This is a genomic window from Nonomuraea sediminis, assembly GCF_018531495.1.
Lineage (GTDB): Bacteria > Actinomycetota > Actinomycetes > Streptosporangiales > Streptosporangiaceae > Nonomuraea > Nonomuraea sediminis.
Genome location: NZ_JAHDTI010000018.1, coordinates 152,746 through 174,812 on the forward strand (window position 1 = coordinate 152,746; position 22,067 = coordinate 174,812).

At 69.9% G+C, this 22,067-nt stretch carries 21 protein-coding genes; 6 read left to right on the forward strand and 15 right to left on the reverse strand.

The annotated features are described in order from the left end of the window. Positions 1-120: 120 nt before the first annotated feature. Positions 121-765, forward strand: coding sequence for an SRPBCC family protein (locus tag KIK09_RS49995; protein ID WP_214326644.1), 645 nt, complete (start codon positions 121-123; stop codon positions 763-765). 43 nt (positions 766-808) lie between these two features. Here the strand turns inward: KIK09_RS49995 and KIK09_RS50000 are convergent, their stop codons facing one another. The 4 genes from KIK09_RS50000 to ctaC form a co-directional block, all read right to left on the reverse strand. Beyond that, a complete protein-coding gene (locus KIK09_RS50000) occupies positions 809-1,987 on the reverse strand; it encodes a L,D-transpeptidase (protein ID WP_308164773.1) in 1,179 nt (392 codons plus the stop codon). Between the two features lie 136 nt (positions 1,988-2,123). Continuing rightward, positions 2,124-2,543 (reverse strand): cytochrome c oxidase subunit 4, encoded by a 420-nt coding sequence (locus KIK09_RS50005; RefSeq protein ID WP_214326645.1) that lies wholly within the window; start codon positions 2,541-2,543, stop codon positions 2,124-2,126. Continuing rightward, the gene (gene ctaD / locus KIK09_RS50010) at positions 2,543-4,204 is read right to left on the reverse strand and encodes an aa3-type cytochrome oxidase subunit I (protein ID WP_214326646.1); all 1,662 of its coding nucleotides are present in this window, start codon (positions 4,202-4,204) and stop codon (positions 2,543-2,545) included. The genes KIK09_RS50005 and ctaD overlap by 1 nt, the downstream gene beginning before the upstream one ends. Continuing rightward, positions 4,201-5,028 carry an aa3-type cytochrome oxidase subunit II gene (gene ctaC / locus KIK09_RS50015; protein WP_214326647.1) on the reverse strand — a complete coding sequence of 276 codons (828 nt, stop codon included), beginning with the start codon at positions 5,026-5,028 and terminating at the stop codon, positions 4,201-4,203. Before ctaC ends, ctaD begins: the two co-directional genes overlap by 4 nt. A gap of 163 nt (positions 5,029-5,191) precedes the next feature. On the opposite strand from ctaC, the gene KIK09_RS50020 reads away from it, so the two are divergent. The 3 genes from KIK09_RS50020 (at position 5,192) to KIK09_RS50030 (ending at position 7,070) form a co-directional block, all read left to right on the forward strand. Beyond that, a complete protein-coding gene (locus KIK09_RS50020; protein ID WP_214326648.1) occupies positions 5,192-6,325 on the forward strand; it encodes a cysteine desulfurase family protein in 1,134 nt (377 codons plus the stop codon). After that, the gene (locus tag KIK09_RS50025) at positions 6,322-6,567 is read left to right on the forward strand and encodes a sulfurtransferase TusA family protein (protein ID WP_214326649.1); all 246 of its coding nucleotides are present in this window, start codon (positions 6,322-6,324) and stop codon (positions 6,565-6,567) included. Before KIK09_RS50020 ends, KIK09_RS50025 begins: the two co-directional genes overlap by 4 nt. 71 nt (positions 6,568-6,638) lie before the next feature. Then, complete coding sequence (locus KIK09_RS50030; protein ID WP_214326650.1) at positions 6,639-7,070, forward strand: CBS domain-containing protein; 432 nt, start codon at positions 6,639-6,641, stop codon at positions 7,068-7,070. A gap of 48 nt (positions 7,071-7,118) precedes the next feature. Here the strand turns inward: KIK09_RS50030 and KIK09_RS50035 are convergent, their stop codons facing one another. Together KIK09_RS50035 and erpA are read right to left on the reverse strand one after the other, a co-directional pair. After that, positions 7,119-8,105 carry a carbohydrate kinase family protein gene (locus tag KIK09_RS50035; RefSeq protein ID WP_214326651.1) on the reverse strand — a complete coding sequence of 329 codons (987 nt, stop codon included), beginning with the start codon at positions 8,103-8,105 and terminating at the stop codon, positions 7,119-7,121. A 103-nt stretch (positions 8,106-8,208) separates the two neighbouring features. Then, positions 8,209-8,562, reverse strand: coding sequence for an iron-sulfur cluster insertion protein ErpA (erpA, locus tag KIK09_RS50040; RefSeq protein ID WP_214326652.1), 354 nt, complete (start codon positions 8,560-8,562; stop codon positions 8,209-8,211). Between the two features lie 260 nt (positions 8,563-8,822). On the opposite strand from erpA, the gene nadA reads away from it, so the two are divergent. Further along, positions 8,823-9,956: a quinolinate synthase NadA gene (nadA, locus tag KIK09_RS50045; protein ID WP_214326653.1), complete on the forward strand. Its 1,134-nt coding sequence runs from the start codon at positions 8,823-8,825 to the stop codon at positions 9,954-9,956. Positions 9,957-10,400: 444 nt separating this feature from the next. Here the strand turns inward: nadA and KIK09_RS50050 are convergent, their stop codons facing one another. Beyond that, positions 10,401-10,598, reverse strand: a complete 198-nt coding sequence (locus tag KIK09_RS50050) for a hypothetical protein (RefSeq protein WP_214326654.1) — start codon at positions 10,596-10,598, stop codon at positions 10,401-10,403. A 238-nt stretch (positions 10,599-10,836) separates the two neighbouring features. Between KIK09_RS50050 and KIK09_RS50055 the strand changes: the two genes are divergently transcribed. Further along, positions 10,837-11,028, forward strand: a complete 192-nt coding sequence (locus KIK09_RS50055; RefSeq protein WP_214326655.1) for a hypothetical protein — start codon at positions 10,837-10,839, stop codon at positions 11,026-11,028. Between the two features lie 21 nt (positions 11,029-11,049). On the opposite strand, the gene KIK09_RS50060 is transcribed toward KIK09_RS50055, so the two are convergent. The 8 genes from KIK09_RS50060 to lysX all read right to left on the reverse strand — a co-directional run bounded on the left by KIK09_RS50060 (position 11,050) and on the right by lysX (position 22,041). Then, positions 11,050-11,529 carry a hypothetical protein gene (locus tag KIK09_RS50060; RefSeq protein ID WP_214326656.1) on the reverse strand — a complete coding sequence of 160 codons (480 nt, stop codon included), beginning with the start codon at positions 11,527-11,529 and terminating at the stop codon, positions 11,050-11,052. Then, a complete protein-coding gene (locus tag KIK09_RS50065) occupies positions 11,526-12,740 on the reverse strand; it encodes a cytochrome P450 (protein WP_214326657.1) in 1,215 nt (404 codons plus the stop codon). Before KIK09_RS50065 ends, KIK09_RS50060 begins: the two co-directional genes overlap by 4 nt. Then, positions 12,730-14,118, reverse strand: coding sequence for an aldehyde dehydrogenase family protein (locus KIK09_RS50070; protein WP_214326658.1), 1,389 nt, complete (start codon positions 14,116-14,118; stop codon positions 12,730-12,732). Before KIK09_RS50070 ends, KIK09_RS50065 begins: the two co-directional genes overlap by 11 nt. A 22-nt stretch (positions 14,119-14,140) precedes the next feature. Next, positions 14,141-15,169, reverse strand: coding sequence for an NAD(P)-dependent alcohol dehydrogenase (locus KIK09_RS50075; RefSeq protein WP_214326659.1), 1,029 nt, complete (start codon positions 15,167-15,169; stop codon positions 14,141-14,143). Between the two features lie 74 nt (positions 15,170-15,243). After that, positions 15,244-15,903, reverse strand: a complete 660-nt coding sequence (locus KIK09_RS50080) for a TetR/AcrR family transcriptional regulator (protein WP_214326660.1) — start codon at positions 15,901-15,903, stop codon at positions 15,244-15,246. Positions 15,904-15,932: 29 nt separating this feature from the next. Then, complete coding sequence (locus KIK09_RS50085; RefSeq protein WP_308164774.1) at positions 15,933-16,529, reverse strand: SIMPL domain-containing protein; 597 nt, start codon at positions 16,527-16,529, stop codon at positions 15,933-15,935. A 25-nt stretch (positions 16,530-16,554) separates the two neighbouring features. Further along, positions 16,555-18,801: a serine/threonine-protein kinase gene (locus KIK09_RS50090; RefSeq protein WP_214326661.1), complete on the reverse strand. Its 2,247-nt coding sequence runs from the start codon at positions 18,799-18,801 to the stop codon at positions 16,555-16,557. 57 nt (positions 18,802-18,858) lie between these two features. Then, a complete protein-coding gene (gene lysX / locus KIK09_RS50095; RefSeq protein ID WP_214326662.1) occupies positions 18,859-22,041 on the reverse strand; it encodes a bifunctional lysylphosphatidylglycerol synthetase/lysine--tRNA ligase LysX in 3,183 nt (1,060 codons plus the stop codon). Positions 22,042-22,067 lie beyond the last annotated feature (26 nt).

A 22,067-nucleotide genomic window follows, 5' to 3' on the forward strand; every position in this document is an offset into this window, starting at 1 on the left:
CTTCGGTATCCAGGCACCACGGTCTCCCCCGGCGCCCTTTCCACGTTCTCTCCTGGCATCCCTTCTCGCCTTCTTATATAGGCGTGGACTTAAATAAGGCACGGATGATACGTTGAGCCCATGTTCGACATGCTTCAGCAGCTCAACGCGGTGCGCCGGTCCGTCGGCGCGAAGGTGATCGAGGCCGGAGAGGCCAGGACCGTCACCGTCAGCCAGACCTACAACGCGGAGGTGGAGGAGGTCTGGGACGCCTGCACGAACGCCGAGCGGATACCCCGGTGGTTCCTGCCCATCAAGGGCGATCTACGCCTGGGCGGGCACTACCAGCTCGAGGGCAACGCCGGAGGCACCATCGAGAGGTGCGAACCGCCCAGGACCTTCTCCGCCACCTGGGAGTTCGGCGGGGGCATCAGCTGGATCGAGGTACGGCTGACGCCCGAGGGCGACGGCAGGACGCGGTTCGAGCTGGAGCACCTGGCGCCGGAGATCGAGGACGCCCAGTGGCTGGAGTACGGGCCGGGAGCGGTGGGCATCGGCTGGGACATGGCGTTCCTGGGGCTGGCCATGCACCTGTCCGGGGCGGGGCCGCTCGACCCCGAGGAGGCCATGGCCATGATGATGTCCGAGGAGGGCAGGCGCTTCATGGCCCGGAGCAGCGAGCTGTGGGCCGAGGCGAGCATCGCCTTCGGAACCCCCGAGGCGGACGCCCGCGCGGCCGCTGAGCGCTGCACAGCCGCCTACACGGCCCCTCCAGAGCAGCCGTAGGACCGGAGTGCGGCGGGCTGCTGGTGGGGCGGCTCGCCGTACGTCAGAACTTCGTGGTCAGGCCGGCCTTGAGTGAGCTCCAGTGGAGCCACTGCTTCCAGTTCTCCTGCCAGTGGCCCCAGCCGTTGGTCGGCTCGAGCTTGCGCGGGGTGCCGGTGATGATGATCGGGTCGCCGATCAGCGTGTTGTGGATGAACCAGAGGGCGTTCTCCGGGCTGACGTTGACGCAGCCGTGGCTGACGTTCGAGTTGCCCTGGGAACCGACCGACCACGGGGCGCTGTGGATGTACTCGCCGGAGTTGGAGATCCGGACCGTGTTGTAGACGGTCTTCTGGTAGTAGCCCGCCTCACCAGGGCCGATGCCCGGCGAGGTCATGACGGTGACCGGCTCGCGCGACATCGCCAGGTGGATGCCGGAGGTCGTGTAGTACTTCCAGTCGCCGCCCTGGCCGGCGCTCATCGGGATCACGCGGATCGTCTTGCCGTCGCGCCTGACGGTCAGGTAGTGCGTGCTCGTGCTGCCCTTGGTGATCTGCTCGCGGCCGATGCGGAAGGCGAGCACGTGGTCGCGCTTGCCGTACAGGCCCTCTCCCCCGCGCACGCCCGACAGGCGCGCCTCCATGCGGACCTTGGTGTGGGCGGGCCAGTACTTCTGCGGGCGGAAGTCGACGTGCCGGTCGTCGAACCAGTGCCAGGCGCCCTCGACCGGCTTGCTGCTGGTCACGGACAGGTTCCGCTCGATCGAGACGCGATCGGTCACTGGCTTGTCGAACGTGAGCATGATGGGCATGCCGACGCCGACGGTCAGGCCGGTGTCGTACTTGTTCGGGGTGATCGTCTCGATGTCGAACGTCTGCGTGGCGCGGACCGTGGAGAACTTGGTGGTCGTCTCCTTCTGCTTGCCCTGGGCGTCCGCGGCCACGGCCGTGACGGTGTAGGTGGTGCCGGGGCGCGCGTTCTGGGTGCTGCGCCAGCGGGTGCCGTCCGCGCTGAGTTTGCCCGGCAGCTCGCCCGTCTTGCCGCGCACGTGCACGCTCTTCAGGGTCCCCGTGTCCGCGGCGACCACCACGGGCTCGTCGGTCGGAACGTTGCCCGCCTTGTCCGCGGGCACCACGGTGACCGTGGCGTCGCCCCCGGGTGCGCCGGCCGCGATGCTCGCCGAGCACGCCGTCAGCAGCGCCAGCGCAAGCAGGCCGGCCGATCCATACGCTACGCGCTCCACGAGCACTCCCCCGCCCGACATAGATCCGTTCACGTCCGTTTATTACCCTGCGTGATCGAATCGCCACATCCGGCGAATGGCAAAGAACACCAAAAAGCGGGTGTCCGTGAGAGGACACCCGCTTTCGTGGTCTCGCTCAGTGGGAGAAGTTGCCCCGGTAGTACTGGAAGACGAACCCGATCATGCCCATGAGGACCATGAACACGCCGAGCAGGAACATCCAGAACCCGATGGCGAACCCGGCGAAGGCGAAGGCCGCCGCCAGGCACAGGAACAGCGGCCACCAGCTGCTCGGGCTGAAGAAGCCGATCTCGCCCGCGCCGTCGGCGATGTCGCCCTGCTTGTTGTCCTCCGGCTGGTCGCCGATACGGCGGGCCGTGAACATCAGGTAGTAGCCGATCATGAACGCGAAACCGACCGAGATGGCCATGGCGGTGGTGCCGACCGGCTCACCCTGCCCGGTGGGGCTCTCCGCCTTGGTCCAGAACCAGTAGGCGACGTCGACCCCGGCGAAGAACAGGCCGCACAGCAGGAACAGCCAACCCTGTACCTTCATCAGGCCTCAACCTCCTGCGGCACCTTGGCGGACACGTACGGGTAGCGCTGGTCGAAGGCCGGGCGCTCGGAGCGGATGGGCGGCATCGAGGTGAAGTTGTGCCGCGGCGGCGGGCAGGAGGTCGCCCACTCCAGCGAGTTTCCGTAGCCCCACGGGTCGTCGACCGTGACCTTGGGCGCGCTGCGCCAGGTCTTCCAGACATTGTAGAAGAACGGCAGCACCGACAGGCCGAGCACGAACGCGCCGATCGACGAGATCACGTTCAGGTCGGTGAAGCCGTCGGCCGCGCTGTAGTCGGCGTAGCGGCGCGGGAAGCCGAGGACGCCGAGCCAGTGCTGGACCAGGAACGTGGTGTGGAAGCCGACGAACAGCAGCCAGAACTGCAGCTTGCCCAGCTTGTCGTCGAGCATCTTGCCGGTGAACTTGGGCCACCAGAAGTAGAACCCGGCGAACATGGCGAACACCACGGTGCCGAACACCACGTAGTGGAAGTGCGCCACCACGAAGTAGCTGTCACTGATCTGGAAGTCCAGCGGCGGCGAGGCCAGGATGACGCCGGTCAGGCCGCCGAGCAGGAAGGTGATCAGGAAGCCGATCGAGAACAGCATCGGCGACTCGAAGCTGAGGTGGCCGCGCCACATCGTGCCGACCCAGTTGAAGAACTTCACGCCCGTCGGAACCGCGATGAGGAACGTCATGAACGAGAAGAACGGCAGCAGCACCTGGCCGGTGGCGAACATGTGGTGCGCCCACACCGTGATCGACAGGCCCGCGATCGAGATCGTGGCGCCCACGAGGGTCATGTAACCGAAGACCGGCTTGCGGCTGAAGACCGGCAGGACCTCGGTCACGATGCCGAAGAACGGCAGCGCGATGATGTACACCTCGGGGTGGCCGAAGAACCAGAACAGGTGCTGCCAGAGCAGCGCACCGCCGTTGGCCGGGTCGAAGATGTGGGTGCCGAGCTTGCGGTCGGCCTCCAGGGCCAGCAGCGCGGCGGCCAGCACGGGGAAGGCCATCAGCACGAGCATGCTGGTCAGCAGGATGTTCCAGGTGAAGATCGGCATCCGGAACATCGTCATGCCGGGCGCGCGCATCGTGATGATCGTGGTGATGAAGTTCACCGAGCCGAGGATCGTGCCCAGACCCGACAGGGCCAGACCCATGATCCACAGGTCACCGCCGAGGCCGGGCGAGCTGATCGCGCTCGACAGCGGCGTGTAGGCGAACCAGCCGAACGCGGCCGCGCCGTTCGGGGTGAAGAAGCCCGAGACAGCGATGATGCTGCCGAACAGGTAGAGCCAGTAGCTGACCATGTTCAGGCGGGGGAAGGCCACGTCGGGCGCGCCGATCTGCAGCGGCATCAGCTCGTTGGCGAAGCCGGCGAACAGCGGCGTCGCGAACATCAGCAGCATGATCGTGCCGTGCATGGTGAACAGCTGGTTGAACTGCTCGTTCGTGGTGAACTGCAGCCCGGGCTGGGCGAGCTCGGCACGCATGATCAGCGCCATCACGCCGCCGATCAGGAAGAACGCGAACGACGTGATCAGGTAGAGGTGCCCGATGATCTTGTGATCGGTGGAGGACAGCCACTTGGCGATGACCTGGCCCTTGGTGAAGGGCCTGGTCGGCGTCGCGAGTGGTTCTTGGATCGCGGTCACTGGGCACTCCCGGACTGAGACGCGACGTACTGGTCATACTCAGCCTGCGGAACGAGCTTCACCGAGAAGAGCATGCGGCTGTGGTCGACGCCGCAGAGCTCGGCGCAGCGACCGGCGTAGACGCCCGGCTTGTTCAGGGTGGTGATCTCGAAGAAGCGACCCTTGTTGTTCGGGGCGAGACCGGGGATGACGTCCCGCTTGAACAGGAACGCCGGGACCCAGAACGAGTGGATGACGTCAGGCGACTCCAGCTCGAACTCCACCTTCTTGCCGACCGGCAGGACCAACTGGGGGCCGAAGTGGTAGTCGCTGACCGGCTGGCCGACGACCTGCGGCAGCGTCTTGCCGTTCACCGTGGAGGTGAAGCGCCAGCTCCACTGGAACGCCTCGACCTTGACCTTGACGTCCGGCTTGCCGGAGATCTCCTGCAGGTAGTTGCCGTCACGCGCGGTGAAGAAGAAGAACACCGACACCATGACCAGCGGGACCACGGTGTAGAAGATCTCGATCGGCAGGTTGTAGCGCACCTGCGGCGGCAACTCGGCCTTGGCCCTGCGCTTCCTGTGGAAGATCACCGCCCAGATGATCAGGACGATGACGACGGCGCCCATGGCCAGCGCGGCGATCCAGGCGCCGTTCCACAGGTTGACAATCCTGTCACCCTGCTCGGTGACGTGATCAGGAAGAAGGCCGCTGCCCCAATTGGGCTTCGGAACGTCGTTAGCACACGCCGTTGCGGAGGCCAGCAGCAACGCCAAAACGGCGGCGCGTGGCACCCTGCGCCGGGCCAACGAACGCCGCGTTGAACGGCGAGTCGGACTCACGGATCGCCTACCCCACAGATGAAGCCCAGGTGTCTCTCCTGGGCGCTCGTATTGCTGTTCTGAATCATGCACAGACTGACAAGCAGACACATTAGCGTGAAGGGGGCCCGCCCTAGTTCCCGCCCCCCAACGATGGCGTGCCACAAGTGGGACGATAGGAGCCGTGGCGTACTTCGACGCGGCCTCGAGCGAGCCGCTGCATCCGCAGGCCCGTGAGGCGTTCCTGGCGGCCCTCGACGTGGGCTGGGCCGACCCCGCCAAGCTGTACGGCCAGGCCAGGCGAGCCCAGTTGCTCCTGGAGCAGGCCAGGACCGAGGTGGCGGAGGCGCTGGGGGCTCGGCCTGACGAGGTGTCGTTCACCGCTTCCGGGACGCAGGCCGTACACCTGGGCGTTCTGGGGACGCTGCACGGGCGGCGCAGGGTCGGGCGGCACCTGGTGACCAGCGCCGTCGAGCACTCCAGCGTGCTGCACGCGGCCGGGGTGCACGAGCGCGACGGCGGCACGGTCGAGACTGTCGGCGTCGGCCTGACGGGCCGCGTCGACCTGCCGGCCTTCACCGAGGCCGTGGCCAAGGAGGGCACGGCGCTGGCCTGCCTGCAGACGGCCAACCACGAGGTCGGCACGCTGCAGCCGGTCGCCGAGGTGGCCGAGGCCTGCCAGGAGCACGGCGTCCCGCTACTGGTCGACGCCGCGCAGACGGCGGGGCGGCTGCCGGTTCCGGCCGGCTGGTCGGTGCTGACGGCCAGCGCGCACAAGTGGGGCGGGCCCGCCGGGGTGGGCGTGCTGGCGGTGCGCAAGGGGACGCGGTTCCGCTCGTTCCTGCCCGAGGACGAGCGGGAGCGGCGGCGGGTGCCCGGGTTCGAGAACGTGCCCGCGATCGTGGCCGCGGCGGCGGCGCTGCGCGCGATGGTGTCCGAGGCCGCACGGGAACGCTCCCGCCTGTCGGCGCTCGTCGACAGGATCCGGGAGCAGGTGCCGAAGCTCGTGACCGACGTCGAGGTGATCGGGGATCCGGTTTCGCGCGCGCCGCACATTGTGACGTTTTCGTGTCTTTACGTGGACGGCGAGGCCTTGCTCACCGAGCTCGACAAGGCGGGGTTCGCCGTCTCGTCCGGGAGTTCCTGCACGGCTAGTACGCTTCGTCCATCGCATGTTCTCGAGGCGATGGGTGTGCTGACGCACGGCAACGTCCGGGTGTCGCTGCCCAGGGGCGCCTCCGCGGCCGACGTCGACCGCTTCCTCGCCGTCCTCCCCGAGCTCGTGCACCGGATCCGCCAGGACGCAGGAGTTTCATGACCGAGCTGACGCAGCCGGCACTGACGATCGACGCGCTCGGCAAGAAGTGCCCGATTCCCATCATCATGCTCGCGGAGCAGATCAACTTCGTGCCGCTCAACGCCGTGGTCGCCGTCCTGGCGGACGACCCCGCGGCCTACAACGACGTCCCCGCCTGGTGCCGCCTGAAGTCCCACAAGCACGTCGGCTCCTTCGAGCTGCCGGGCGGCGGCTGGTCCATCCACGTCCGCCGCGCCTACTAGGCGCGTTGACGAACAGGGCGAAGTGGGTACAAAACCCCCCGGAATGTCATCCGAATTCGGGGGGGAACGAGATGACAGCAGGACACCCGCATGAAAAGGCCCGCGACCTGATGAGCGAAGGCGCGGAGTGCATCCAGGCCCACGAAACACTCGACCGCGCCGCCCAGATGATGCGTGACATGGGCGTGGGCGCACTGCCGATCTGCGGCCCTGACGACCGCCTGACCGGCATCATCACCGACCGCGACATCGTCACCAAGTGCGTCGCCGCCGGCCACGACCCGTCGCGCATCACGGCGGCCGAACTGGCGACCGGGCTGGTCTGGATCCCGGCGGACGCCACGGTGGAGGAGGCGCTCGCCCGCATGGAGGAACACCGGATCCGCCGCCTGCCCGTGATCGACAACCACCGCCTTATCGGCATGATCAGCGAGGCCGACCTGGCCAAGCACCTCACGGACACCCAGCTCGCCGAGTTCTGCCACCGCGTCTACGCCGCCTGACGGCTCCGCTGTGTCCCCGCGCACTCCCGTGCGCGGGGACAGGCGTCTCTACTGGTGGTGGCAGTGAACGAGGGGCGCGATCTCGTCGGCGGCCTCTGTGCCGTAGGCGGCGGAGAAGCGCTCCACGAAGGCCTTCTGCCCGAGCTCGTACTCCTGCCCGCCGACCCGCTCGAGGACGTGGGTGGCGGTGAGGTTGCCCAGCTGGCCGCAGCGCTCGAGCGGAAGCCCCCAGGCGAGCCCTGCCAGGAACCCGGCGCGGAAGGCGTCGCCGACGCCGGTGGGGTCGGCCTTGCCCAGCTCGGGCGAGGGGGCGACGTGGATGGACGGCTCGCCCTTGCGGTCGATGACGGCGCCCTTGGGGCCGAGCGTGGTGACGCGGACGCCGACCCGGTCGAGGACCTCCTCGTTGGACCAGCCGGTCTTCTGCTCGATGAGCCCCTTCTCGTAGTCGTTGGAGAACAGGTAGGCGGCGCCGTCCACGAGCTGGCGGATCTGCTCGTCGGCCATCCTGGCCAGCTGCTGCGAGGGGTCGGCGGCGAACGCGATGCCCCGCTGGCGGCACTCGTCGGTGTGGCGCAGCATCGCATCGGGGTCGTTCGGGCTGATCAGGACCAGGTCGAGGCCGCCGACGCGGTCGGCGATGGGCTGCAGCTCGATCATGCGAGCCTCGGCCATCGCGCCGGTGTAGAAGGAGGCGATCTGGTTGTGGTGCTCGTCCGTGGTGCACAGGAAGCGAGCGGTGTGGTGGTTCTCCGAGATGTGCACCGAGGCACAGTCGACGCCGTGACGCTCCAGCCAGGAGCGGTAGTCGGCGAAGTCGGTGCCGACGGCGCCGACGAGGATCGGGGTGAGGCCGAGGCACCCCATGCCGAAGGCGATGTTCGCCGCACATCCCCCGCGACGGATCTGCAGGTCGTCGACCAGGAACGAGAGTGACACCCGGTCCAGCTGCTCGGCGATGAGCTGGTCGCCGAAGCTGCCAGGGAACGTCATCAGGTGGTCTGTCGCGATGGAGCCGGTGACGGCAATGCGCACGGGATTCTTCTTCCTCGTTGTCAGCAAGCCAAATGAGCCCATCGAGAATACGCGACAGGGCGCCGTCCGGCGAAGCCGCCGCACGGCGCCCTGGCGACAACCGCTAGTTGAACGAGTCGCCGCAGGCGCAGGAGCCGGTGGCGTTGGGGTTGTCGATCGTGAAGCCCTGCTTCTCGATGGTGTCGACGAAGTCGATCGAGGCGCCCATCAGGTAGGGAGCGCTCATCCGGTCGGTGACGACGCTGACGCCGCTGAAGTCGGTGACCACGTCGCCGTCCATCGAACGGTCGTCGAAGAAGAGCTGGTAGCGCAGGCCCGAACAGCCGCCGGGCTGCACGGCCACGCGCAGCTGCAGGCCTTCCTCGCCCTGCTGCTCGAGCAGGCTCTTGACCTTGGCTGCGGCCGCGTCGGTCAGGATCAGGCCCTGCGTCGTGGTCTCGCTGCTCTCAACCGTCATGTGCTGACTCCCGCGTGTGGCAGTAAATGAAGTCCTACTTAGACGCTACCAACACTCCCTGACTACTACACATTCCCCCGATGGAAAGATCTTGAACGTCCCGGACGTACGGCAGGCCGCCCCACCGGCCGCCCGCCGTACCTCGGCTGAGGACCTCTGCCCGGCGCTGACGGCGAGTCGGTGACGGTGGCCCGCCGCAACGGCGCACGGAACGCATGTGCCATCATAGGTATCGTCACTTAGACGATAAGGGGTGTGTGATGACTGCTCTGCCGCTCTACGTGCTCGGCCAGGGCGCCGACCCGCACAGCGAGAAGGGGGTCGACTGCCCGGGCGAGCTGCCCGCCGCGTCGGACCCGGCGCTGGTGGAGCGGGCCCGGGCCGCCAAGGCGGCGCTGGGTGACCGGCTTTTCGTGCTCGGCCACCACTACCAGCGCGATGAGGTGATCCAGTTCGCCGACGTCACCGGCGACTCCTTCAAGCTGGCCCAGCAGGCGGCCGCCAGACCGGAGGCGGAGTACATCGTCTTCTGCGGCGTGCACTTCATGGCGGAGTCGGCCGACATCCTCACCTCCGACGCCCAGAAGGTGATCCTTCCCGACCTGGCGGCGGGGTGTTCGATGGCCGACATGGCCACCTTCGACCAGGTCGAGGAGGCATGGGAGGCGCTCGAGGACGCCGGGATCGCCGACGACGTGATCCCCATCACGTACATGAACTCCAGCGCCGACATCAAGGCGTTCTGCGGCAGGCACGGCGGCGCGGTGTGCACCTCCTCCAACGCCAGACGGGCGCTCGAGTGGGCCTTCGCGCAGGGCTCCAAGGTGCTGTTCCTGCCCGACCAGCACCTGGGCCGCAACACGGCGGTGCTGGAGATGGGCATGTCGCTGGACGACTGCGTCCTCTACAGCCCGCACCGGCCGCCCAGGCCGGAGGCGCTGCGGGACGCCAGGATGATCCTGTGGCAGGGCCACTGCTCGGTGCACGGCCGCTTCACCGCCGACTCGGTCGACGACGTGCGGCGGCGCATCCCCGGCGTGAACGTCCTGGTGCATCCGGAGTGCCGGCACGAGGTGGTGCTCAAGGCGGACTACGTGGGCTCGACGGAGTACATCATCAAGAAGCTCGCCGAGGCGCCCGCGGGCAGCAGCTGGGCGGTCGGGACCGAGCTCAACCTGGTCAAGCGCCTGGGCCAGATGTTCCCCGACAAGCAGGTCTCGTTCCTGGACAAGACCGTCTGCTACTGCTCGACGATGAACCGCATCGACCTGCCCCACCTGGTGTGGTCCCTGGAGTCCCTGGCCCTGGGCGAGGTCGTCAACCAGATCACGGTCGACGACGACACCACCCACTGGGCCAAGGTCGCCCTCGACCGCATGCTCGCCCTCCCCTAAAGGGCAAGGTCCTCGCCTGTGGCAGCGCTTCGCGCGAATCAGCTGCGGGCTGTTCTCCGTGGGGGGCCCAGCCCCCCACAACCCCCTGGCAGGGGCGCACCCCTGCACCCGCGCCGACCTCGCCTCCGGCTCGGACTGTGTTCGATCAGTGCGGGGGCTCCGCCCCCACACCCCACACGCGCCTCCGGCGCGAATCCCCACCCGAAACCCACCTCGGCGGGCGACCATCCACCACCCACCCCGAGGCGGAAACGAGGCCACGAGCCGGGCGTGTCCAAAGGCCTTCAGAGGGCAGGCTTCGACGAGGTTCCACTCCGGGAAGAGGGTCCCCAAGGGCAACACCATCCATAGGATTGTCCAGCGAGGTGAAAATCGCTGAGCGGGACGCCGAATCCCCTCGATGAGCCCCTCTAGCTGCTCCCAAGCCCGTGCAGGAAAGGCGATTCAGCCACTGACACCCCACTCGGCCGCCAGTTCCTCACGCGTATAGATGCGGATCTGTCCAGGGTTGTGAGCGTTCTCCATCATCTGCCGCATCGCCTGCTGTCGACCTACCTCGCGCCGCAGGCGCCGCACCTCGGCTTTGAGCGCCTCGTACTCGTCCCGAGGGATCGTGATCTCGTCAGGCCGCGGACCCGTCATCTCCAAGCCCCTCCCCGGTGGCCAACCAGGAGGCCCAGCCTAGTCAGGCGAGCCCCTGGCCAAGGCGCAGAGGCGATAGGAGGGTATGCGCCGCTGCGGACATGGCATGGCGCTCATGTGCGTATGGGTAGAGTTGATCATCTGGTTCGCCGGGGGTCGCGGTGTCCGTACGGGCCGGCCGTAGGCAGTAGATGACGGATCCACCGCGTCGCGCACGTTCCCTGTAGGAGTTGTCGTCGTGAGCGTGACGCTGGCCGGTCTGCAGGGCGTGTACGGCAGGCATTGGGAGATCTTCTGCAGCCTGGGCCGGTGGTACGCGGTGCAGTTCTGCTGGCGGAAGTGCCGCGACCCGCTGCACGGATCGCGGCATATCCTGCTCGCCGGCAGCCTCGAGGCACTCGCCGCTCGCCTGGAGCGGACCGCCAGGTAGGAATGCCGCTGCGAGCAGGCGTTACTGGCAGCGGTAGCCGTTGTCGTCACAGCAGGAGTCGACCGCTCGGACCTCGATCTCGTTCCCGCCGCCGCGTGCGGCGTCCACGAACTCCACGCCGATGACGCGACTGCCCACGCGCTTGGCGGCGTGGATGCCCTCGCACTGGCACTGTTTGAGCAGGGCAGTCGACCATCCGGCCTGGTCGAAGCGGACCCGGGCCTTGCCGGCACCGAGCCAGGACCGCAGGGAGACAGTGAGCGAAGCCCCGTTGTTGGCGCTGTCACAGCCGTTCCACGTGTCGACCGACGCGCGGTCCGAGGCGGGCAGCACCGGGTCGATGGCCGCCAGGTACAGCGCGGTCTCCCGTTCGGCCCGGTCGAGGCAGATCCGGCCGCCCTCGTCGTCGCTCGCGGCGCCCCACAGTGAAGCCGCCGCGACGACGAGGGCGACGACCAGGGTCGTCATGCCGAGGACCAGGGCGACGAGCAGGGACCTCATGCGAGCGTGTAGCGGATGGGCAGGCGCTTGAGGCCGCCGACGAACGTGGTGGCGACCCACTCCGGCTTGCCGGCGAGCTCGATCGAGGCCAGGCGCGGGATGAGCTCGGTGAAGATGGCCTTGGCCTCCATGCGCGCCAGCGCCGCCCCGAGGCAGTAGTGGGCGCCGAAGCCGAAGGCCAGATGCCGGTTGGGGTTGCGTCCCACGTCGAAGCGGAAGGGGTCGTCGAAGACCTCCTCGTCCCTGTTGGCCGACGGGTAGCACAGCAGCAGGGAGTCCCCCGCCTTGATCGGCACCCCGCGCAGCTCGTAGTCCCGCGTCGCCGTACGCATGAACTCCTTGACCGGCGTCACCCAGCGGATCATCTCGTCCACGGCGTAGGGCATCAGCTCCGGCTGCCGGCGCAGCCGTTCCAGCTGGTCGGGATGCTCGATCAGGGCGTGCAGCCCGCCGGCGATGGTCGAGCTGGTGGTGTCGTGCCCGGCGGTGGCGATGATCACGTAGTAGGAGGCGGTGTCGAGGTCGTTCAGCCCGCCGTTGGCGATGGCCGAGGCCAGGTCGTCGGTGGGGTGGGCGCGCCTGGACGCGGTCAGCTCCTGGAAGTAGGCGAAGAAGTCCATGAGCACCGACAGCTGCTCCTCGGCCGTGGTGCCGCGCCGCCGTTCTGAGTCGGCGCCGCCGAACAGCTCCTGCGTGAGCCGGAGCATCCGCGGGAAGTCGCTCTCGGGCAGCCCGAGCAGCGACAGGATGACGTAGAGCGGGTAGTGGGCGGCGATGTCGTTGGCGAAGTCGCACTCGCCGCCGTATTCGACCAGCAGGTCGGCGTACCGCCTGGCCAGCTCGTCGATGCGCGCCTGCATCCTGCGCATCGCGGCGGGCTTGAACCAGTCGGCCCCGATGGCGCGGAAGACCTTGTGGTCGGGGTCGTCGATGTGGACCAGCGTGCGCAGCGCCATCCCGGAGGCGGCCATCTGTTCCTCGGTCGCCTTCGGCGTCAGCAGCGGGCGCGGGGCGTTGAGGAACAGCTCGTGCTGCCGCTCGATCTCCAGGACGTCGGCGTGCTTGGTCACCGCCCAGAACGGCCGGTAGCCGGGCCCGTCCACCCGGTGCACCGGCGAGGTGGCGCGCAGCCGGGTGCAGGCCTGGTGTAACCGGTCCTCGTCCGCGTATGCCGTGGCGTCGATCAGCGTCAGCCCCGGATCATCGAGCACGGTGGACCACCTGGATCTCGGTGAAGCCGAGCAGCCCCCACGTGCCGTTCTCGACGCCGACGCCGCTCCACTTGAAGCCGCCGAACGGCTGGGCGGGCGAGAGCGCCAGATGCGTGTTGACCCAGGCGGTGCCGCATTCGAGCCGCCCGGCCACCTCGGCGGCGCGGTCGGCGTCGGTGCCCCAGACCGAGCCGGAGAGGCCGAAGTGGGTGCCGTTGGCCCGCTCGAGCGCGTCGTCCAGGTCCCGGTAGGACACCACGGGCAGCGCGGGGCCGAACTGCTCCTCGTCCACGATCCGCGCGCCGTCCGACAGCCCGGCCAGGATGGTGGGCTCGAAGAAGAAGCCGGGCCCGTCCATCGGCTTGCCGCCGGCCGCGGCCCGCGCGCCGTTGGCCAGCGCGTCGGCGACCAGCTCGCTGACCCGCTCGTACTGCGGCTTGTTGTTGATCGGCCCGTACTGCACGCCCTCGGTCATCCCGTCGCCCACCTTGGCCGCGCGAGCCTGTACGGCCAGCGCCTCGACGACGTCGTCATACAGCCGCTCGGGCACGTAGACGCGCTTGATGGCCGAGCAGACCTGGCCGTTGTTCTGGAAGGCTCCGGCGAACAGCTTGGCCGCCACCGCCTCGGGGTCCACGTCGTCCAGCAGGATGGCCGGGTCGTTGCCGCCGAGCTCCAGCGTGAGCCGCTTCAGGTCGGGTGCCGCGGCGGCGGCGACCTTCTTGCCCGTCGCGACCGAGCCGGTGAAGCTGATCTTGCGGGGCACCGGGTGCCCGGTCATCCAGGCGCCCAGGGCGTCACCGCCGCTGACCACGTTGAGCACGCCGGGCGGCAGCACCTCGCTCAGCACCTCGCCCATCGCCAGCGTCGACAGCGGCGTGAACGGGGAGGGCTTGAGCACCATCGTGTTGCCCGCGAGCAACGCGGGCGCGATCTTCCAGCTGGCCAGGATGAGCGGGTAGTTCCACGGGGTGATCGCGGCGACCACACCCATGGGCCGCCGTACGACCTCGACCAGGGCGCTGGCGTCGTCCTGGATGACCTCCCTGGGCATCTCCAGGTCGGCGAAGTGCTTGAGCCAGATGGCCGCCCCGATCACCTCGAACGTGGCGTCCTGCAGGGGTTTGCCCTGCTCGGCGGTGAGGATCGGGGCCAGCTCGGCCGACCTGGCCATGAGCAGGTCGCCGGCCGCGTGCAGCGCCTTGCGGCGGGCCGCCTCGTCCGTCCTCCAGCTCCTGTACGCCTCGGCGGCGGCGGACATGGCCTGGTCGAGCTGGTCGTGGGTGCATTCGGGCGCCTGCGCGTGGACCTCGCCGGTCGCGGGGTTGACCACGCCGAAGGTGTCCTTGGTCGCGACGCGAGCGCCGCCGATCGTCATGGACTGCACGATGGGCTCCTGTTCATGGCAGCAGGACGGGCTTGACGACCTCGCCGCTCAGCGACGCGGCCTCGGCCCGGTCGATCTCGGCGAGCGGGAAGGTGGTGACGAGCCGGTCGAAGGGAAACCTGCCCTGCTTCCACAGCTCGATCATGCGCGGGATGAACGTCTGGGGTACGGCGCCGCCCTCCAGGATCCCCATGACGGTCTTGCCGCCGGACAGCGCGTTGCCGTTCAGCACGAGGTCGCCCTGGCCGATGCCGACGAGCCCGCACACCCCCGTGGGGCGCAGCGCGTTGACGGCGGCGGCGATGACCGAGGGGACTCCGGTGGTGTCGAAGGCGTACTGGACGCCGGAAACCTCGGCGGCGTCGGTGCAGGTGTGGGTGGCGCCGAGCTCCCTGGCCAGTTCGAGCCGGCTCTCGTGCAGGTCGACCGCGATGATCGTGGTCGCCCCCGCCACCCTGGCCGCCATGACGGCCGCGAGCCCGACGGCTCCGGCGCCGAAGACGGCGATGCTCGACCCCGCGGCCACCTTGAGCGCCAGCAGCACCGAGGCGGCCCCGGTCTGGATGCCGCAGCCCAGCGGCCCCATGATCTCGAGCGGCACGTCCTGGTCGATCGGCACCACGTTGCGCACGCCGGCGATGGCGTGCGAGGCGAAGGAGGACTGCTGGAACCAGCCGCTGAGCACGCCGCCGACCGGGCCCTCGGTGGCCGACAGGTTGCGCGGGAAGAACGTGTCGCAGTAGGCGGGGTTCGCCTCCCTGCAGTTGACGCAGTCGCCGCAGGAGTCGAAGGAGAGCACCACGTGCTGCCCCTGCTCGATCCCCGTGACGCCGGGCCCGACGGCCTCGACGACGCCGGACCCCTCGTGCCCGAGGATCACCGGCGTCGGCACCAGCCCCGCCCTGCCGAGCAGGTCGGTGTGGCAGAAGCCCACCCCCGCGATCCTTACCAGCACCTGGCCGGGACCGGGTCCCGCCAGCTCCAGCTTCTCGATCGCGTACGGCTCCGCGGCCGAGCGCAGGACGGCGGCCTCGATCTGCATCGACGACTCCTGGGGGGCAGGTCCCGAAAATAGAATGGGATTCTGGTCAACTATGAAACCGACCGCGCGTACAGTCAAGCCGACACGGCGCGCAGGCACTCCCAGACGACGGGCACGAGATTCGCCCCAGGATCGGCCCACTGTCTGAGGCAGAGCCGGTCGAGCAGCAGGCCGCCCAGGAACACGTCCACGAAGCCGGCGCCCACCTCCTCGGGGGTCCTGGGTCCCGCGGCGTCGTACCAGACCCACATCCACTGCAGCGAGCCGAACAGCTGCAGCGTGGCCAGCTCGGCGTCGACCTGGCGGAAGACGCCCAGCTCGATCCCGCGGCGCACCTCGGCAGCGACCAGGTCCCTGACCTGGCGGCGCAGCCTCCTGGCCGCGCCCAGCTCGGGTTCGGCCGCCAGCTGCCCGACCTCCCGCTGCGAGGCGACGGTCGCGGGCCCGGCCAGCGTGTGCACGATGACGAAGGCGTGGATCACGGCGGCCAGGCGTTCGTGCGGCGCGGGCAGCCGCTGCCACATCAGCGCGACGGCCTCCAGCTGGCGGCGTGCGAAGCCCTCCTCCAGCTCGCGCAGCATCCCGGCCTTGGTGCCGAAGTGGTGCACGATCGTGCCCTTGGACAGGCCGAGTTCGTCGGCGATGTCGCCGAGGTTGGTCCGCTCGTAGCCGCGCTCGGCGACGTGGCGGATGAACGTCTCGAGAATCTCGCCACGTCTGCCACTTCTCGACATAGCGTGATTTAACCGTACGTACGGTCAAGTCAGAAGGCGTAGACGACGCGGACGGCGACCGAAAGGGTCGCGCGGCCGGGGCTGACGGAGTCCTTGGCCTCGGCGGCGGCCAGCATGAGCGGCTGCGGGCCCGAGCGGACCTCCTCGGTGACCGACACCACCTGCCCGAGTGGGCGCCCGGCGAGCTCGGCGTACTGCCCGGCCCTGGCCGTGGCGTCGGCGAAGGCGCGGGCGCGGGCCTGGACCAGCGCCTGCCCGGGGTCGGAGACCTCGAACGTCACGCCGTTGAGCCGGGCCTCCTCGCCCACCCCGGCGACCGTGTCGATCACCCGGTCGGCCGTGGACAGGTCGCGGACGACCGCCTCGACGCCCTGCGCCGCCCGGTATCCGGCGATCTTCGGGTAGGCCTCGTACTCGGGCCCGAGCGACAGCTCGGTGGTCCGCACGTCCCCGGCCGCGATCCCGGCGGCGCGCAGCGCCTCGGCCAGCCTGGCGGCGGCCTGCCTTACCGCGGCGAAGGCCTCGCCCGCGGAGGCCTTGCGCACCTCGACCCCGGCGTTGAGCCGCATGACGTCGGGCGCGGCCGTGACCGCTCCCTCACCGACGACGGTTATCTGCTGATCCACGTCCACCCCCTCGATCGTGAGCCGGCTACGGCGTGCCCCTGCTGTAACGGAAGCCCATCTTGTCGAACTCCGTCTTGGACGACGCCGTCGCGAGCTCCTTGACGACCTGCCCCTTCAGATCGATCACAACCGCCTCGGTCCCGGTGCCCTTGGCCCGCCAGGCGGCCAGATGGTCGTCGTCCCACCAGCCGATCAGCCGCTCGCTCTTGAACGGCACGACGACCGGCGTACCGTCGCCCGAGGTCGGGCGGACGCAGATCGACTCGCCGCCGGCGGTGCAGTGGGCCAGGAAGCGCGACCCGGTGGGCGAGACGTCGTCGCCCTCCACCCAGACGGGGGAGCCCACGTCGGTGAGGGATCGCACGGGGTTGCCCTTGAGGTCGAAGAACTTCATCTTGCCCGACACCCAGGTGCCCACCGACTGCCCGTCGGCGTCCCAGAAGAAGCGCCACTCCCCCGCGCCCTTCTCCTTGACCTCGAAGATCTGGCCGGTGCCCGCCTCGATGTCGATGATGCCGTAGCCGTACTCGACGCTGGAGGAGGTGGTGGCCTTGTAGAGCGTGACCAGGCCCAGCTTGCCGTCGGGCGACCAGCGCGGCGTGGTCGGGAAGATCGGGGCCGCGCTGAGCTTGACGGACTTCTTCGCGCCCGAGCCGTGGTCGATCACCGACACCTGCGCGTAGTGGTCGCTGGTGTAGTCGACGTCGGTGGCCAGTGCCTTGGTGCCGTCGCTGTTCAGCGCGTACTCGAAGTAGCGGGAGTTGAGCTGGAAGTCCTCGCCGTGGCGCACGTAGACGCGCTTGCCGCTGTCGATGCTGTAGGAGACCAGCTTGAGGGGGTCGGCGTCGCTCTCCTGGATCCGCACCGAGCTGCCGGGCAGCGCGATCGTCCGGCCTGCCGTCGAGGGGACGGACGGGGTCGGCGTGGGGGTGGGGGTGGGCGTCGTCTCGGTCGACGTGGAGGCGGTGGGGGTCGGGGTCGGGGAGGGGGTGGGCAGGGTGGCGAGCCGTACCGCTAACAGCGTGCCCGCGGCGCCCAGGGCCAGCGCGCCCGTGACGGCGCCCGCTACGATCCACCCGATCGGGCGCTTGCGGGTCGGCTGGGTGCGCATCGGCGGCGGCAACTGGTACGGCAGGCCGCTGGGAGCCCCCTGCGGCGGGACCGGCCCCGACAGGTGCTGCCCGACCGTCCCGGAGACCATCGGCCCCTGCGCCATCCGCGTCCCGTGCGGCCCCAGCCCGGCCCCGTGCGGACCCGCCCCACCCTGGGGGCCTGAAGGCCCGGGAGGACGAGCAGGCCCGTGCGGCCCGGACACCGGACCCCGCTGCCCGGAAGCCGGACCGTGGGGGCCGGAAGCCGGGCCGTGAGGGCCTGACGGGTGGCCGGGGGCGGGGGTGGAGGCGATGGCGGTGCCCTGGGCGAGGAGGCCCGGGGCGGCGGCGGGCGGGGTGACGGCGCCGGGGGCGTGGCCGAGCAGGCGCATCAGGGCCTGGCCCGCGCTCGGGCGCCGCATGGGGTCCTTGGCCAGGCAGTCCGCCACGAGCCCGCGCAGCGCCGGATCGGCGATGACGCTCACGTCGGCGTCGGTGTTCATGATCCGGTTGACCACCGCGGGCAGGCTGTCGTGCCCGAACGGCGGCTGCCCCGAGGCGGCGTACAGCAGCGTGCACGCCCAGGCGAACATGTCCGCGGGCGGCCCGGGGCTGGCCTCGCTGAGCTGCTCGGGCGCCATGAACGAGGGCGTGCCGATGGCGGTGGCGGTCAGCGTCGAGGTCAGGTCGAGCGCCCGCGCGATGCCGAAGTCGATCACGCGCGGCCCGTCGGAGGCCAGCACCACGTTCGACGGCTTGAAGTCGCGGTGCACGATGCCCGCCTGGTGGATGGCGACCAGCGCGGTGACCGTCCCGATGGCCAGCCGGTGCAGCGACGCCCCCGAGCGCGGCCCCTGGGTGCGCACCACCTCGGCCAGCGTCGGCCCGTCGATGTACTCGCTGACGATGTACGGCCGGCCGTCCACCAGCCCGGTCTCCACGACCTGCGCGGTGCAGAAGGGCGCCACCCGGCGGGCCAGCGCCACCTCGCGCACGAACCGCTCCGACGCCTCGTGGTCCCCCGCCAGGTCCGCGCGCAGCAGCTTGACCGCGACCTTGGCACCGTCCGGAGCCGTGGCGAGGTAGACGGTCCCCTGCCCGCCCTCGCCCAGCCGCCCGCTCAGGGCGTACTCCCCCACGGTCTCGGGATCCCCTGGCCGCAGGGCCGAGAGGTCCGACATCGCAACCCCCACGTATGCGTCTTTTCCCGCCATTCTGGTGGGTCGCCGCGCTCCGCGTCACCTCTTCATCGGACGCACCAGCGGAAACGTGACCGTCTGCCGGATGGACGCGCCGGTCAGCAGCATGACGAGCCGGTCCACGCCCAGCCCGAGCCCGCCCGTCGGCGGCATCGCGTACTCCAGCGCCCCCAGGAAGTCCTCGTCCACCTCCATCGCCTCCGGATCGCCTCCGGCGGCGCGCAGCGACTGCTCGGTCAGCCGCCGCCGCTGCTCGACGGGGTCGACCAGCTCGGAGTAGGCGGTGCCGATCTCCGCGCCGAAGGCCACCAGGTCCCACCGCTCGGCCAGCCGCGGGTCGTCGCGGTGCGGCCTGGTCAGCGGCGAGACGTCGGCGGGGAAGTCCAGGTAGAACGTCGGCGCCACGGTCTTCTCCTCCACCAGCCGCTCGTACAGCTCGAGCACCAGCTGGCCGCGCCCCCACTTCGGGCTGTACGGCACGGCCAGCCGGTCGCACAGCTTGCTCAGCTCCTTGGCGGAGGTGTCGGCGGTGACCTCCTCGCCGGCGGCGTGGGAGATCGCCTCGTTGACGGGGATCGCCGGCCACTCCCCGGAGATGTCCACCCCCTGCACGACCAGCCCGCCCAGCGCCCGCTGCGTCGCCTCCTGGATCAGTTCCCTGGCCAGGTCGAGCATGACCCGGTAGTCGGCGTAGGCCTGGTAGGCCTCCAGCATCGTGAATTCCGGGTTGTGCTTGTAGGACACGCCCTCGTTGCGGAAGGTCCTGCCGAGCTCGAAGACCCGCTCGACCCCGCCCACGCACAGCCGCTTGAGATACAGCTCGGGCGCGATGCGCAGGTACAGGTCGAGGTCATAGACGTTGATGTGGGTGTGGAAGGGCCGGGCGTTGGCGCCGCCGTGCACCGGCTGCAGGATCGGGGTCTCCACCTCCAGGAAGCCCCGCCGGATCAGGCCGTCGCGCAGCCCCTGGACGGCGGCGGCGCGCAGGCGCAGCACCTCGCGCGAGCGGGGGTCGGTGATCAGGTCCAGGTGCCGCTGCCTGACCCTGGCCTCGGGATCGGACAGCCCGAGGTGCTTGTCGGGCAGCGGGTGCAGGCACTTGGCGGTCAGCGTCCAGTCCTCGACCAGCACCGACACCTCACCCTTCGCGGAGGTGGTCACCCGGCCACGGCAGCCGACGTGGTCGCCGAGGTCCACGACCTGCCGCCACGACCGCATCGTGGCGGGATCGGTGAGCATGAGCTGGCGCTCGCCCGCCCAGTCGCGGAGCGTGACGAAGATCACGCCGCCGTGGTCGCGGATCAGCATGACGCGTCCCGCCACGGCCACCGGCTCGCCGACCGTGACGGCCTGCGCCGTCGTGTGCGTGCGCGCGAAGTTCACCGGGTACGGCTCGGCCACCTGGCCGAGCTTGGCGGTGCGGACCCCGACCTGCTGCTTGACCGGCGCGCCCGGGGGTTCGGCTGCCGGTTCCGGCAGCAGGGCGGCGGCCTGGGCAGGGATCTGCTGCTCGGCCCCGCGCCGCAGCAGCGTCGGCAGGCTCGGACCCGCCAGGAAGCCCTCGGCGATGGCCGAGGCGATGCCGACCTTGGGCAGGTCGCGGGTGTCGGCGTAGGCCAGGAAGCGCGGCACCCACTCGGGGCGGTACTTCACGTTGGAACGGTAGAGCGACTCGAGCTGCCACCAGCGGGAGAAGAACAGCAGCAGGCTCCGCCAGGCGCGCAGCACCGGGCCCGCGCCGATGCGGGCGCCCTGCTCGAAAGCGGCCCGGAAGACCGCGAAGTTGAGCGAGATGCGGTCCACGCCCAGCTTGGGTGCCGCCTCGACGAGGCCGGTCACCATGAACTCCATCAGGCCGTTGTCGGACTCCCTGTCGCGGCGCATGAGGTCGAGCGAGAGCCCGTGCTCGCCCCACGGCACGAACGACAGCACGGCCGCCTCGTCGCCTTCCGCGGTCAGCGCCTCCACCAGCACGCAGCGGCCGTCGGCCGGGTCGCCCAGGCGGCCGAGCGCCATGGAGAAGCCGCGTTCGGTCTCGGTGTCGCGCCAGGCGTCGGCCCTGGCCATGACGGCGCGCATCTCCTCCTGCGGCAGGTCGGCGTGGCGGCGCACGCGCAGCGTGTACCCGGCGCGCCTGACGCGGTGGACGGCCTGCCGTACGCCCCGCATGTCGCGGCCCTGCAGGCTGAAGCCGGCGACACGGACGACGGCCTCGTCGCCGAGCTGCAGCACCTTGAGCCCGGCCCGGTCGTAGGCGCGGGCGCCCTCCTCGCTCGCGCCGATGGCGGCGGCGGTCCAGCCGTACTCGCGCGCCTGGTCGAGCCAGCACCGGATGGCCGGTTCCCAGGCCTCGACGTCGCCGATCGGGTCGCCGCCGGCCAGGCTGACGCCGGCCACGACCCGGTAGGAGATCGCGCTCTTGCCGCTCGGGGAGAAGATCGCGGCCCTGTCGCGGCGGGTGGCGAAGTAGCCGAGCGAGTCGCGCTCGCCGTCGGCGGCCAGCAGCTGCCGCATCCTGATCTCGTCGCCCGGCGGCAGCTCGGCCGTGGCGCGCTGCGAGCGGAAGAACACCGCGGCGGCGGCCAGCAGCGCGATCGCGCTGATGAGCCCGATCACGAAGGACACCCAGGCGGGGCCGTGGCCCTGCCGGTCGAAGTCGAGCGTGAGCGCCCCGCCGAACACCTTCTCCAGCACCCACTGGAAGTGGTCGGAGGCCCGCAGCGTGCCGGGGAACGCGGTGATCAGGCCGTAGCCGACGACCAGGGAGACCAGCAGGCCGCCGGCCAGCACGAGCAGCGCCTTGCGGAAGGAGGCGCGCTGCACCTTGGCGTAGAACTCGCGCCTGGCCAGCAGCAGGACGACCAGCAGCACCACGGTGAACACGCCGCTGACCACGACGGGCCCCAGGTGCACGTCCGGCTCGGGCGCGATCAGCGTCAGCGCGCCGAACAGCACGAGCAGCACGAGCGACAGCCACACGAACACCATGAGCAGCCGGTAGGCGACCCGCTTGCGCCGCGCGATGGCCCCCGCGAGCAGCGCCATGAACACCGCGTAGGCCAGGTTGGGCTCGACGGGGAAGACGTAGTCGTTGACGGCCGTGGTGATCGGCTGCAGGAGCAGCCGCAGCGGCCTGACCAGCGCGATGACGGCCGAGTACACCGCGACCACAGCGAACGCGCCCGCGAGAACCCTCGGCACCCACCCCCATCGTGCCGTCATTGCCCGGATATACCCGACTACGCTCC

Coding starts and splice junctions, on each gene's coding strand:
- KIK09_RS49995 (WP_214326644.1), top strand. CDS start 121: ATGTTCGACATGCTTCAGCAGCTCAACGCGGTGCGCCGGTCCGTCGGC.
- KIK09_RS50005 (WP_214326645.1), bottom strand. CDS start 2,543: ATGAAGGTACAGGGTTGGCTGTTCCTGCTGTGCGGCCTGTTCTTCGCC.
- KIK09_RS50025 (WP_214326649.1), top strand. CDS start 6,322: ATGACCGAGCTGACGCAGCCGGCACTGACGATCGACGCGCTCGGCAAG.
- KIK09_RS50030 (WP_214326650.1), top strand. CDS start 6,639: ATGACAGCAGGACACCCGCATGAAAAGGCCCGCGACCTGATGAGCGAA.
- erpA (WP_214326652.1), bottom strand. CDS start 8,562: ATGACGGTTGAGAGCAGCGAGACCACGACGCAGGGCCTGATCCTGACC.
- nadA (WP_214326653.1), top strand. CDS start 8,823: ATGACTGCTCTGCCGCTCTACGTGCTCGGCCAGGGCGCCGACCCGCAC.
- KIK09_RS50050 (WP_214326654.1), bottom strand. CDS start 10,598: ATGACGGGTCCGCGGCCTGACGAGATCACGATCCCTCGGGACGAGTAC.
- KIK09_RS50060 (WP_214326656.1), bottom strand. CDS start 11,529: ATGAGGTCCCTGCTCGTCGCCCTGGTCCTCGGCATGACGACCCTGGTC.
- KIK09_RS50070 (WP_214326658.1), bottom strand. CDS start 14,118: ATGACGATCGGCGGCGCTCGCGTCGCGACCAAGGACACCTTCGGCGTG.
- KIK09_RS50075 (WP_214326659.1), bottom strand. CDS start 15,169: ATGCAGATCGAGGCCGCCGTCCTGCGCTCGGCCGCGGAGCCGTACGCG.
- KIK09_RS50080 (WP_214326660.1), bottom strand. CDS start 15,903: ATGTCGAGAAGTGGCAGACGTGGCGAGATTCTCGAGACGTTCATCCGC.
- KIK09_RS50090 (WP_214326661.1), bottom strand. CDS start 18,801: ATGTCGGACCTCTCGGCCCTGCGGCCAGGGGATCCCGAGACCGTGGGG.
- lysX (WP_214326662.1), bottom strand. CDS start 22,041: ATGACGGCACGATGGGGGTGGGTGCCGAGGGTTCTCGCGGGCGCGTTC.